Consider the following 11,782-nt stretch of genomic DNA (forward strand, 5'->3'; position numbering starts at 1 on the left):
GACCCGGCCGCCCGGGACGCCACCGGGTGCGACGCGCGGGCGCAGGTGCTCGCCTTCGCCCGCGGCGACGGGTTCGTCTGCACGGTCAACTTCGGGGACGCACCGGTCACCCTGCCCCGGCCGGGCGAGCCGCTGCTGGCCAGCCACCCGGGCGGGGTCGGGGACGGTGGTGACCCGGACACGGCCGGTCGGGAGAATGGGGACGGGGTCGTGACGCTGCCCCCGAACAGTGCGGTGTGGTGGAGCGGAGACACGCATGGCTGACCGGACACTCGACGGTGTGCGCCTCGCCGACGTCGCCGCGCAGGCGGGCGTCAGCGAGGCCACCGTGAGCCGGGTGCTCAACGGCAAACAGGGGGTGGCGGCGGGCACTCGGCAGGCCGTGCTGACCGCGATGGACCAGCTCGGCTACGAACGTCCGGCACGACGGCGCAGCGCCGGCCTGATCGGGCTGATCATCCCCGAGCTGGACAACCCGATCTTCCCGGCGTTCGCCCAGGTCATCGACCGCACCCTCACCATGCGCGGCTACACCTCGGTGCTGTGCACGCAGAGCCCGGGCGGGGCGACCGAGGACGAGTTCGTCGAGGCCCTGACCGACCGCGGCGTGTCCGGCATCGTGTTCGTGTCGGGCCTGCACGCCGACACCACCGCCCGGCACGACCGCTACACTCGGCTGATCGACGCCGGGGTGCCGGTGGTGTTCGTCAACGGGTACGCACCGGGCGTGCGGGCACCGTTCTTCTCCGACGACGACGCCGCCGCGGTGGAACTCGCGCTGACCCACCTGCGGGAACTGGGGCACGACCGCATCGGGCTGGCCGTCGGCCCGCAGCGGTTCGTTCCGGCCCAGCGCAAGGCCGAGCGGTTCCGGCTGCTGATGGAACCCGTCCTCGGTGACGAGGCCGGGGAGCTGGTGGTGCACTCGTTGTTCTCCGTCGAGGGCGGGCACTCGGCCGCCCGGCACCTGCTGGAGCGGGAGTGCACCGCCGTGGTCTGCGGCAGCGACCTGATGGCCCTCGGGGCGATCCGCGCCGCCCGCAGGCAGGGGCTGTCCGTGCCCGGGGACTTCTCGGTGGTCGGCTACGATGACTCGCCGCTGATCGCGTTCACCGACCCGCCGTTGACCACCGTGCAGCAGCAGGTCTCGACCATGACGACGGCGGCGGTGCGCACCCTGCTCGACGAGATCTCCGGGGTCGACGTGCCCACCGGTGAGTATCTGTTCCAACCGGACCTGATCGTGCGCGGCTCGACGGGGGCGCGCGGCGCGTCGGCGTCCTGAACCGTCGACCCGCGGGCACCGGACGTCGACTCGCGGACTCCGGGTGGCGACTCGCGGGCACGGAACGGCGACTCGCGGGCACGGTGGCGACCCGCTTCTTGATCGGGTGGCCCCGTGCCCGCTAGTGTCGCCCGCCCGTGGCTTCGAGGGAGAGGTCGCCGATGGCGCAGGTGCAGACGGTCCGGGGAGCGGTACCGGTCGAGGAACTCGGCACGGTACTCATGCACGAGCACGTGTTCGTGCTCGACGAGGAGCTCCGGCGCAACTACCCGCACCTGTGGGACGAGGACGAACGGGTCGCCGACGCGGTCGCGCGGCTGAAGGCCCTCACCGCACGCGGGGTCGACACCCTCGTCGACCCGACGGTGCTGGGGCTGGGCCGGGACATCGAGCGCGTCGCCCGGGTCAACGCCGAGGTCGACCTGAACATCATCCCCGCGACCGGTCTCTACACCTACGACAGCGTGCCCTTCGCCTTCCGGATGCACGGGCCGGGCACCCTGCTCGGCGGACCCGAGCCGATGGTCGAGCTGTTCGTCCGCGACCTCACCGAGGGCATCGCGGGCACCGGGATCCGGGCGGCGTTCCTCAAGTGCGCGATCGAGGAGGAACTCACCCCCGGCGTGGAGCGGGTCCTCGTCGCGGTGGCCGAGGCGCACAAGCGCACCGGCGCCCCGATCACCGTGCACACCAGCGCCGTGCACCGCACCGGGCTCGTGGCTCAGGACATCCTCGCCCGCGAGGGCGTCGACCTCGGTCGCGTCGTCCTGGGGCACAGCGGGGACACCACCGACCTCGACTACCTGCGGGAACTGGTGGACAACGGGTCGCTGCTCGGGATGGACCGGTTCGGTCTCGACCCGCTGCTGCCGACCGACCAGCGGGTCGCCACGGTGGCGGCACTCGTGGAGGAGGGGCTCGCCGACCGGATGGTGCTGGCCCACGACGCCTCCTGCCACATCGACTGGTTCCCACCCGGTGCGCGGGAGCAGCTCGCGCCGAAGTGGCATTACACCCACATCCACGACGACGTCCTGCCCGCGCTGCGCGAGGCGGGCGTCAGCGACGAGGCGTTGACGACCATGCTGGTGGACAATCCCCGGCGGTACTTCTCGCCCCCCGGGTGACGCGGCGCGTCGGGACGCGCAGCACGTCGACTCGCGGGCATGGAGTGGCGACTCGCGGGCATGGAGTGGCGACTCGCGGGCGTGGGGTGGCGACTCGCGGGGTGGGTGGGAGGATCGGGGTGTGGTGGACGAGAGGGAACTTGCCCATCTGCGGCGGTGTGTGGAGTTGGCTCAGGAGGCGCTGGACGCCGGGGACGAGCCGTTCGGGTCCGTGCTCGTGGACGCCGACGGGGTCGTGCGGGGCGAGGACCGCAACCGGGTGGCCGGTGGGGACCACACGCGGCACCCCGAGTTCGAGCTGGCCCGGCTGTCGACCTCCCTGCTCACGCCCCGGGAACGGGCCGGGGCCACGGTGTACACCTCCGGGGAGCACTGTCCGATGTGTGCGGCCGCGCACGCCTGGGTCGGGCTCGGCCGGATCGTCTACGTGGCCTCGTCCGCGCAGTTGTCCGGGTGGCTGACCGAACTGGGTGTCCCGCCCGCGCCGGTGCGCTCCCTGCCCGTGTCCGAGGTGGCCCCCGGGGTGGTCGTCGAGGGACCGGTCGAGGCGCTCGTCGACCGGGTCCGCCGATTGCACGTCCGCTACCACCGCGGCGACTGACACCGTCCCGGACGGGCGGGGGCGACGGGCGCCTCGCCCGGCTCGGGCCGTTTCCGTGACCGCTCGGCTCCGCTAGGGTCACGGCGTGACCGACAAACCGTCTCTCGACCTCGACCGCCCCAGTTCCGGCCGGATCTACGACTACTGGCTGGGCGGCACGAACAACTACGCCATCGACCGGGAGTTCGCCGAGAAACAGCTCGCGCTGGCCCCCGAGATCGCCGACGCCGTGCGCGAGAACCGCGCCTTCCTGCGGCGTGCCGTGCGGTTCGCCGTGGCACAGGGCGTCCGGCAGTTCGTCGACCTGGGCAGCGGCCTCCCCACCCAGGGCAACGTGCACGAGATCGCGGACGAACAGGCCCCCGGAGAGTCCCGCGTGGTGTACGTGGACAACGAACCCGTCGCCCACGCACATTCGCAGATCCTGCTGGAGGACACCGCCGACCCGGACCGGCACCGCGCGCTGGCCGGGGATTTCTTCGACGGGGCGGAACTGTGGGAGCGGATCCTCGGCGAGGGCATCGACCCGGCCGAACCGATCTGCCTGCTCACCGTCGCACTGCTGCACCTGATGCCCGCCGAGGACGACCCCGGACGGCCGATGGCGTACTACCGGGAGCAACTCCCCCCGGGGAGCCTGCTCGCGCTGTCCCACGCGTGCCTGGAGACCGACGACGACCGGGCCCGGGACAGCTTCGGGCGTATCGGCGACAACTACAACCGCCAGACCTCGGTCAACGCGGGCGGCGCGATGCGGGGCCGGGCGGAGATCGCGGAGTTCTTCGGCGGCCTGGAACTCGTCGACCCCGGGTTGGTGTGGCTGCCCGACTGGCGTCCCGACACCCCGTACCACGGGGACGTCACGAAGACCCGGGCCGTGGCCGGCGTGGCCCGGAAGACAGGGTGAACCGGCCGCTCGCGGAACGCGGCCCGGTGTATCCCCCTCCCGTGCGGGTACGCCGGGGCCATGACCGAGTTCGAGCACACGCGTGTGATCCCCGCCGATCCCGGGGTCGTGTTCGACATCGCCTCCGGGGAGCCCACGCTGAACGACTGGGCCCCGGAGGGGGTCGAGATCGAGTCCGCGGGCCACGGCGCCCTGCACGCGTGGGTCTCCGAGGGCAGTGAGGTCCACGACGCCTTCGGCTACGTCGAGGTCGACCGCGAGCGACGCCGGATGGAGTGGGGCGGCACCGACGCGGACTACGACGGCTGGCTGCAGGTCGACCCGGACGACGGCACCGCCGAGGTGACCGACACGGCGAGTGTGGAGGGGGCGGACAGCGCGGGCGGCACCGGCACCCCGGGCAGCGTGGCCACCCTGCACCTGAGCTTCCGCGGAGGCCAGGAACCCGACCTCGGTGGGGAGGAGAGCGAGGAGACCGACCGGCGCGTGGAACAGGCCCTCGACCGCCTCGCCGCGCTCGTGCGCGAGCAGACCGGCGGGTGAGTCCGATGGCGGAGACGCCTTCCGGCACCGTCCGTGTGGTCGTCGTCGGGGCCACCGGCAACCTCGGGACGAGCGTGGTGGACGCCCTCGCCGCCGACCCCCGGGTGGAGTCGGTCGTCGGGGTCGCCCGGCGGTATCCCCGGTGGTCCCGGCCCGAGCTGCGGATCTCCACGCTCGACCTGGCCGCGGCGACCGACGCCGACGTCGACGCGGTCCTCGACGGCGCGCACGTGGTCGTGCACCTGGCCTGGCTGTTCCAGCCCACGCGGGACCCGGTCACCACCTGGCGGACGAACGTGCTCGGGGCGATGCGGGTGTTCGGGTCCGTCGTCCGGTGCGGAGTGCCCACCCTCGTGTACTCGTCGTCGGTGGCGGCCTACTCCCCCGGCCCGAAGGACCACCCGGTCGGCGAGGACTGGCCCACCCACGGTTGGCCCGGGGCCGCCTACCCGCGGGAGAAGGCGTACCTGGAACGGGTGCTGGACGTTCTCGAACGGGACCACCCCGAGACCCGGGTGGTGCGGGTGCGGCCCGGTTTCGTGTTCCAGCGCGCCTCGGCACAGCAGCAGCGTCGCCTGTTCGTCGGCCCGTTCCTGCCGACCTCGCTGGTGCGGCCGGGGGTGATCCCCGTGGTGCCGGACATCCCGGGGCTGCGGTTCCAGGCGGTGCACGCGGCCGATGTCGGCGAGGCCGTGCGGCTGGCGGCCCTGTCCCCGGTGCGGGGGGCGTTCAACCTCGCCGCCGATCCCCCGGTGGATCCCCGCCTGCTGGGCGAACTGCTGGACGCCCGCACCGTGGCGGTGCCCGCCCGGCTGGCGCGCGGCGCGGTGAGCACCGCGTGGCGGATGCGGGCGGTGCCCGCCTCGGCCGAACTGTTCGACACCGTGCTGCGGATCCCGGTGATGGACACCTCCCGGGCACGCTCGGAGCTGGGGTGGGCGCCGCGGTACACCTCGGCCGGGGCACTGGGCGAGTTCCTCACCGGGCTGCGGGACCGGGCGGGTGCGGCGACCCCGCCCCTGACCCCGGAGGTGCCGGGCGGACGGCCCGGTGAGGCCGCCACCGGCGTGGGCGGGCGGCCCTAGCAGCTATCCGCCGGAGTCCTTCCCCGCCACCTGCCCGTCGGCGGGGCCGGGTCACACCCGTCGGGACGGTGGCGGTCCGTCGGGGTCGGTTCCTCCGGCCCCGCCGCCCGGGCGGTCCTGCGGGGCGGTGTCCACCCCCAGGCCGCGCAGGGTCACGGCGTGGCTCACGTCGGTGGGGGTCACGATGCCCACGAGTCTCTCCCCGTCGTAGACCAGGGCACGACCGTCCGCGCAGCCCTGCATCCGGGTGAGCAGCTCGGTCAGCGGTTCGTCCGGGTGCGAGGTCGGGATCTCGGCGGGCGGACAGGCGATGGCGCGCAGGGTGGTCTCCGTCCGCGCCCCGGCCGGGACCGACCGCAGCCGGTTCAGCGTCACCAGCCCCTCGAGACCGCCCTCGGCATCCACCAACGGGAAGGCCGAGTGCCTGCGGACCAGCGCGACACCGTGCAGGAAGTCCTGCACGGTGAGCCCGCCGTCGGCCGTGTCGGGGTCGGCCGACATCACCTCACCGACCCGCACCTCCCCCAGGGTGGCGCCGAGCGCGGCCTGCTGCTCCTCCGCCCGCGCCACCGTGACGATGAACAGACCGATCAGGATCCACCAGAGGCCGTCACCCGAGCCGGTGAACAGCAGGCGCCACGCGCCGAGCAGCGTCAGCGCGAAGCCGAAACCGCGTCCGGCGCGGGCACTCCAGATCGCGGCGCGGGCCCGGTCCCCCTTCCACGCCCACAGCGCGGCCCGCAGGATCCGCCCCCCGTCCAGGGGCGCGGCCGGGATCAGGTTGAACACCGCGAGCACCACGTTGATCGCCGCGAGATACGCGGCGATCCCGACGATCAGCACCCCGGCGTCCACGGTCACCAACAGCACGGCGAGCAGTCCGAACAGCGCGGCGACCAGCAGGCTCATCAGCGGTCCGGCCGCGGCGATCCGCAGGTCCGCCCGCGGGGTGCGCGCCTCGCTGCGCAGCTTCGCCACACCGCCCAGCAGCCACAGCGTGATGTCGTCGACCTCGACGTCGTTGCGGCGTGCCACCACGGCGTGCGAGAGCTCGTGCGCCAGCAGGGATCCGAGGAACAGCAGCGCGGCCACGACGGCCGCGGCCACGTAGGCGGCCGTGGGATAGCCCGGCACGAGCAACGGCCAGCGCGCCACCCCCAGCGCCACCACCAGGATGATCAGGATGCCCAGCACACTCCAGTGCACACCCACGCGGATCCCCGCGATCGTGCCGAGCCGGATCGTCGCCTTCATGTACCGCCTCCCGTGCGATCCATGTCATTCCACCTGGTGGGTTAACGCTGCGCACCGCTGGCTACCCGATCGGAGTACACGCAGACGCGGAGGACACTATGGCCGGCGAACGTACGGATCTTTTCACGATGACGATGGGAGAGTTGACCAGCGAGGCGCACCGGGTGGGCATCTCCTTCGTGGCACACATGAGTACCCACGAGCTGATCGAGGCGATCGAGCAGCAGCGGGAGGCCAACGCCGAGCTGCAGCAGGACGGTGTCCGGGAGACGCTGCGACACGAGACACTGCGCCGGGACGCGGTCCCCGAAACCACCCCGGACGCGCCCACCGGCCGGGGCGACGTGCTCGTGCCGCCACAGCAGCGGCGGTCGACGACCGGAACCAGCCCGGGGACGACCTCACCCTGATCGCCGGCCGGAGACGAACTTCCCCGCCCGGACCCGGTCCCGTGCCGGCTCCACGGACCGGCTCCGCCCGACCGGGGCGGAGCCGGTCCGCTCTGTCGATCCCGTCACGACCCCCGGTTCTCGCCCAGCTCCTCGACGATCGGGTGGGTGGGTGTCTCCTGTTCGCTCTCGGCCACACCCGCCTTGTCGTGTCGGCTGTGCCTGCGACGTGCCTCCTCGCCCGCCGGTTGTGGCTGCTCGAACGACACCGACCGTTCCACCTCGGTGAGGTTGGCGTAGTCGGTCGGCGGGATCGCCCGCAGCGCGCGGATCGTCTCGGAGTCCGCTTCGGACCGCTCGGCCTGCCGGACCAGCTCGTCCCGGTCGGCGGGGAAATCGGCCCCGGACAGGGCCTCCCGCAGCTTCTCGACGGATGTCGCCATGGTGTTCCACCTCCGGGCGGCAACTACCCCGCGAGGGGGACGTCGAAACGGCGCCGTGGCGCACCGGACGCACCGCCACCGAGTCGCACCGCCGCGATCGCCGTCGCGTGACCACCCGTGTACCGGGGGTGACGGCGTGACACGATTTCGCGACATGTCACCTGCGGCGGCGCGGTCTCCGGCACAATGCCTGCCGAGAGCTTCACACGGTAATGACATACGGTGAGGCGGACCGGGCCGTTCCCGGCCCGAGAGACTTGTCCGGTGGGTGACGACGTGTCGACGCGGTTCTCCGATGACGGCGGGAACGACCGGGTTCCGCCGGAACCCGGCTCCCGCATGCGGGTGCTGGCGGTCATGGGTGCCGTCGTCGTCGGCTGCGGCATCAGTGCGGTGACCGTCGGCATGCTCCCGGGCGGCGCCGAGCCACGGATCGGTACCCGGGACGCCGACCCCTCCCCCACCGTCCCGGCGGTCCCCGACGGCGGAGCGGGACACACCTACCTCGTCCCGACGGACGGTGGGGCCGACGACACCGGGACCGGCGAACCGGAGAAGACCCGGGACTCCGGTGGTGCCCCGGGTCGGGGCGGCGGCGGACCGGACGACGGGGGGAGCGACCCCGATCCCCGCGACGACGGGGCGGACGAGGCGTCGCCGACCCCGACCCGGGACGATCCACCACCGACCACGGAGCCCCCCGAGGAGCCGCCCGAACCGACGGACCCCCCACCGGACACCGGGGACGACGGTGGCGGGGACGACGGCGGGGGCGACGACGGTGGGGACGACGAGGACGACGGCTGCCTGCTGTTCTGTTGACCGGGATCCGCGGCCGGACCCCGGTGTCCCGTGTCCCGACCCCCCGCACCGGGTAATGCGACGGTGTGAGCATCGCGAATCCCGCCGGCCCCACGACGGTCGGCCACCCCCCGACCGACGCGGCGCGGTCGGTGCCTCCGTTGCCGGGTCCGCGTGGTCCGGTGTCCGAGATGGTGACGACCGCGCTGCGGCACCGACCCGGCGACCGGGACGCCGCCGCCCGTTCTCTCGGGAACACGACCGCGCGGCACGCCGACGACACCGACCCGTTCGGTGACGACCTGCACCTCGCCCTCCAGGTCTGCTACGAGCTGCACTACCGGGGCTTCACCGGGGTGGATCCGGCGTGGGAGTGGGATCCTGAGCTACTGCGCTCCCGCGGTCGGCTGGAGCGGCGTTTCCTGGACGGACTGCGCGCGGAGATCCCCGGCGGACAGGGGCGGGAGGCGGTCGACGCCGCACTGGACGAGCTGCTGGTCGAACCCGTGCACGGCACGGGCCTGACCCACCGGCTGGCGGACGACGGCGCGTGGTGGCAGCTGCGGGAGTACCTGGTGCACCGCTCGATCTACCACCTCAAGGAGGCCGACCCGCACGCCTGGGTCATCCCGCGGTTGCGCGGGCAGGCCAAGGCGGCGCTGGTCGCCGTCGAGTTCGACGAGTTCGGCGGCGGGCGGTACGAGCGGATGCACTCGCGGCTCTACGCCGACCTGCTGGAGGCCGCGGGCCTTCGGGCGGGGTATCTGCACTACGCCGGGCACGTGCCCGCCCCGTCGTTCGCGACCGTCAACCTCATGTCCCTGTTCGGTCTGCACCGTGGGCTGCGGGGCGCGCTCGTGGGCCACTTCGCCGCGGCCGAGATCAGTACCGCACCGGGCGCACGCCGGATGGTGACCGCGTTGGACCGGTACGGGGCTCCGGAGGCCTGTCGGCTCTTCTTCACCGAGCACATCGAGGCCGACGCGGTCCACGAACAGGTGATGCGCCACGAGGTGATCGGCGACCTCCTCGACCACGAGCCCGGGCTCGCCGCCGACGTGCTCTTCGGCATCCGCGCGACCGAGTTGACCGAGACCCACCTCGCGGAGCACGTGCTCGGCCGGTGGGACGCCGGCGCGAGCTCGCTGCGTGAGCCCCTCGGCGCCGCCCCGGGAACGTGAGGCCACCGACGGCTCACGGACACCGCGGCGACTCCGCGGGACTGGGGCGTCGACTCGCCGGGCTGGAGTGGCGACTCGCGGGGCTGGAGTGGCGACTCGCGGGGTCAGCGGCGGCGGCGGTGGCTGGTGTCGCAGAAGGGCCAGGTCCGGCTGCGGCGGCAGGCGCAGACGGCGACCTGGAAGCGGTCGGAGACCACGGTGCTGCCGTCCGCGAGCCGGAGTTCGACCGGGCCTTCCACGAGCACGGGACCGCCGGGCACGACCGTGACCCGCCGTCGTTCGCGCCCGGTGGCAGCCGGCCGTGCCTCACTCCGGTCGTTCGCGCCGGTCGGCACGGATCACCACCAGTTCCTCCTCACGCTGGTCCCGCCGCACGAGGCCACGTCGTTCCAGGTACTCGCGCCGGCGGCGCAGTACCGGGCCGAACGGCACCCACCGGCGCACCGGCACCGTCGTCACCAGCCGTCTGCCGCGCAGCGCGGCGAGCGTGGCGTCGACCCCGGACAACCCGGACTGCACGAGCAGGAACGACCCGTGCCACGCCAGCAGCTCCGGCACGGTCTCGCACAACGGGTCGAGCACCGCCCGCCCGTCCTCGCCCGCGTCCCACCGGGTGACCCGCCGCCCCGCACCCGGCCAGGGGACGTACGGCGGGTTGGCCACGATCAGCTCGAACGGACCCCGGGAGGCCGCCGCCGGTGCCTCGCCCCGGCGCACCCGGACGGGGACCCGCCGCAGCCGGGCGTTCAGCCAGGCCGCGGACAGCGCCCGCCGGGACACGTCCAAGGCGGTGACCTCGCCGGCCCCGATCCGGGCCGCGGTGACGGCGAGGGCACCGGTCCCGGTCCCGACGTCCAACACCCGCGAACCCGGGGCGAGCGGGAGCGCGGCGAGGGCCTCGACGAGCAGATCCGTGTCGTCCTGCGGGCGGTAGACACCCGGGGGACGCAGGAGGAACACGGGCCTACTCGTCACCCGGCCAGGCACCGGTCGCCTTCTCGTATCCCGCCGCGCCCGCGCGGTCGACCGCCGCGCGGACCGCGCCCACGATCGCCCCCTGGGCCGCGGCGGCCGCCACCACCTGCCACGCCTTGAAGTGGCGGTCGGTGGCACGCGGCGCCTTCGAGTCGCCGGCGACCCGTCGCCAGATCCGCTTGAACACCGCGCTGGACAGCATCCCGCCCGCGACACTCACCACGAGACTCAACGGCCGGTAGAGCGTTTTCATCGCCGCAGCCGCCAGGTGACGAGGCCGCCGAGGAACAGGACGACCGCGGCGCCCGCCGCGGACACGAACGCCGGATTGGCCCGCATCAGCCGCAGCAGCACCTCGGAGCGGGTGTGGAACTCGTGCCGGGCGCGGTCGCCCACGTTGAGCCGGTGCGCCAGTTCGCGGGCCGTGTCGCCGAGTTCCTGCCGGGTCAACTCGATGTCGGTGCGGGCCTCGTCCAGCGTCCGGGGGAACTCGTCCGCCCGTCCGTGCCCGTCGGGCCCGGTCGACGGCCCCGCGGTGGCCGGTGTGTCCGAACCGGACCGCGGGACCGGTGTGGCTCCCGCGGTCTCCGCCGCGTCGGGCCTGCGGGGTGTGCTCGGTGTGCTCATCGGCGCATCCGCTCCCTCACGCTGTCGATGTCGGCCCGCACACTGGCCACCGCCTCCTGCGGCACGGGTGGGGACGCCTTCTGGACCTGGTTCTTGCCCACCAGGGCGAGCAGACCGGCGAACAGCAGCAGCGCGCCGCCCACGATCAACGCGGCGGCCCACGCGGGCAGCACGAGCGCGAGCGCCAGGACGGCGGCCACCACGAGGACGGCGAGCCCGAAGAGGGCGAACAGGCCGCCCGCCCCGGCCAGTCCCGCGCCCAGGCCGACCCGTTTGCCCTTGGCCTTCACCTCGGCCAGGGCGATCATCAGTTCGTCGCGGACGAGCCTCGACGTCTGTTCGGACAGATCGTTCACCAGCTGCGCGACCGAGCGTTCCCCCACCACGGCGTCACGCTGTTCCTCGTAGACCACGGGCTCCTCCATTCGTCGCGCGTCCGCGGCAGATTCGCGCCTGTGGCGACCCACGTGTAGGCGGTGTGCCCCGGGAGATCCCGGCACAAACCCGGACCGCCCCGGTCGCGGCGGCGGGACGGGCGCGGCGGCGGACGGCGCGGCGGTGGGC

At 73.6% G+C, this 11,782-nt stretch carries 17 protein-coding genes; 10 read left to right on the forward strand and 7 right to left on the reverse strand.

Annotation, left to right across the window (positions count from 1 at the left end):
• From SACPADRAFT_RS30560 to SACPADRAFT_RS0212700, 7 genes are all read left to right on the forward strand, one after another.
• The coding region (locus SACPADRAFT_RS30560) for a DUF3459 domain-containing protein (protein ID WP_007024864.1) at positions 1-264 on the forward strand (264 nt) is incomplete at its 5' end.
• The gene (locus tag SACPADRAFT_RS0212675; protein WP_007024865.1) at positions 257-1,285 is read left to right on the forward strand and encodes a LacI family DNA-binding transcriptional regulator; all 1,029 of its coding nucleotides are present in this window, start codon (positions 257-259) and stop codon (positions 1,283-1,285) included. The genes SACPADRAFT_RS30560 and SACPADRAFT_RS0212675, both read left to right, overlap by 8 nt.
• A 161-nt stretch (positions 1,286-1,446) precedes the next feature.
• A complete protein-coding gene (locus SACPADRAFT_RS0212680; protein WP_007024866.1) occupies positions 1,447-2,412 on the forward strand; it encodes a phosphotriesterase family protein in 966 nt (321 codons plus the stop codon).
• Positions 2,413-2,533: 121 nt separating this feature from the next.
• Entirely contained in the window at positions 2,534-3,013 is a 480-nt protein-coding gene (locus tag SACPADRAFT_RS0212685) for a nucleoside deaminase (RefSeq protein WP_007024867.1), read from the forward strand.
• A gap of 85 nt (positions 3,014-3,098) precedes the next feature.
• On the forward strand, positions 3,099-3,920 hold the full coding sequence (locus tag SACPADRAFT_RS0212690; RefSeq protein ID WP_007024868.1) for an SAM-dependent methyltransferase: 822 nt from the start codon (positions 3,099-3,101) through the stop codon (positions 3,918-3,920).
• Between the two features lie 60 nt (positions 3,921-3,980).
• Positions 3,981-4,463 carry an SRPBCC family protein gene (locus SACPADRAFT_RS0212695; protein WP_007024869.1) on the forward strand — a complete coding sequence of 161 codons (483 nt, stop codon included), beginning with the start codon at positions 3,981-3,983 and terminating at the stop codon, positions 4,461-4,463.
• A gap of 5 nt (positions 4,464-4,468) precedes the next feature.
• On the forward strand, positions 4,469-5,548 hold the full coding sequence (locus SACPADRAFT_RS0212700) for an NAD-dependent epimerase/dehydratase family protein (RefSeq protein ID WP_007024870.1): 1,080 nt from the start codon (positions 4,469-4,471) through the stop codon (positions 5,546-5,548).
• A gap of 51 nt (positions 5,549-5,599) precedes the next feature.
• Here the strand turns inward: SACPADRAFT_RS0212700 and SACPADRAFT_RS0212705 are convergent, their stop codons facing one another.
• Positions 5,600-6,802, reverse strand: a complete 1,203-nt coding sequence (locus tag SACPADRAFT_RS0212705) for a site-2 protease family protein (protein ID WP_007024871.1) — start codon at positions 6,800-6,802, stop codon at positions 5,600-5,602.
• Between the two features lie 98 nt (positions 6,803-6,900).
• Between SACPADRAFT_RS0212705 and SACPADRAFT_RS0212710 the strand changes: the two genes are divergently transcribed.
• Positions 6,901-7,212, forward strand: coding sequence for a hypothetical protein (locus SACPADRAFT_RS0212710; protein WP_007024872.1), 312 nt, complete (start codon positions 6,901-6,903; stop codon positions 7,210-7,212).
• Between the two features lie 104 nt (positions 7,213-7,316).
• On the opposite strand, the gene SACPADRAFT_RS0212715 is transcribed toward SACPADRAFT_RS0212710, so the two are convergent.
• Positions 7,317-7,634 carry a DUF2795 domain-containing protein gene (locus SACPADRAFT_RS0212715; protein ID WP_007024873.1) on the reverse strand — a complete coding sequence of 106 codons (318 nt, stop codon included), beginning with the start codon at positions 7,632-7,634 and terminating at the stop codon, positions 7,317-7,319.
• Between the two features lie 264 nt (positions 7,635-7,898).
• On the opposite strand from SACPADRAFT_RS0212715, the gene SACPADRAFT_RS0212720 reads away from it, so the two are divergent.
• Positions 7,899-8,456, forward strand: a complete 558-nt coding sequence (locus tag SACPADRAFT_RS0212720) for a hypothetical protein (protein WP_007024874.1) — start codon at positions 7,899-7,901, stop codon at positions 8,454-8,456.
• A gap of 170 nt (positions 8,457-8,626) precedes the next feature.
• The gene (locus SACPADRAFT_RS0212725) at positions 8,627-9,616 is read left to right on the forward strand and encodes an iron-containing redox enzyme family protein (protein ID WP_007024875.1); all 990 of its coding nucleotides are present in this window, start codon (positions 8,627-8,629) and stop codon (positions 9,614-9,616) included.
• Positions 9,617-9,720: 104 nt separating this feature from the next.
• Here SACPADRAFT_RS0212725 and SACPADRAFT_RS0212730 read toward each other — a convergent pair whose 3' ends face one another.
• From SACPADRAFT_RS0212730 to SACPADRAFT_RS0212750, 5 genes are read right to left on the reverse strand one after another with little or no spacing between them, the layout of a single operon-like run.
• A complete protein-coding gene (locus SACPADRAFT_RS0212730; protein ID WP_028662432.1) occupies positions 9,721-9,951 on the reverse strand; it encodes a CDGSH iron-sulfur domain-containing protein in 231 nt (76 codons plus the stop codon).
• Positions 9,923-10,576 (reverse strand): methyltransferase, encoded by a 654-nt coding sequence (locus tag SACPADRAFT_RS0212735; protein ID WP_007024877.1) that lies wholly within the window; start codon positions 10,574-10,576, stop codon positions 9,923-9,925. The genes SACPADRAFT_RS0212730 and SACPADRAFT_RS0212735 overlap by 29 nt, the downstream gene beginning before the upstream one ends.
• 4 nt (positions 10,577-10,580) lie before the next feature.
• Positions 10,581-10,844, reverse strand: coding sequence for a DUF4235 domain-containing protein (locus SACPADRAFT_RS0212740; protein WP_007024878.1), 264 nt, complete (start codon positions 10,842-10,844; stop codon positions 10,581-10,583).
• Complete coding sequence (locus tag SACPADRAFT_RS30565) at positions 10,841-11,218, reverse strand: DUF3618 domain-containing protein (protein WP_007024879.1); 378 nt, start codon at positions 11,216-11,218, stop codon at positions 10,841-10,843. Before SACPADRAFT_RS30565 ends, SACPADRAFT_RS0212740 begins: the two co-directional genes overlap by 4 nt.
• Positions 11,215-11,631 (reverse strand): phage holin family protein, encoded by a 417-nt coding sequence (locus SACPADRAFT_RS0212750; RefSeq protein WP_007024880.1) that lies wholly within the window; start codon positions 11,629-11,631, stop codon positions 11,215-11,217. Before SACPADRAFT_RS0212750 ends, SACPADRAFT_RS30565 begins: the two co-directional genes overlap by 4 nt.
• Between the last annotated feature and the right edge of the window lie 151 nt (positions 11,632-11,782).

The organism is Saccharomonospora iraqiensis subsp. paurometabolica YIM 90007 (genome assembly GCF_000231035.2).
GTDB lineage: Bacteria > Actinomycetota > Actinomycetes > Mycobacteriales > Pseudonocardiaceae > Saccharomonospora > Saccharomonospora paurometabolica.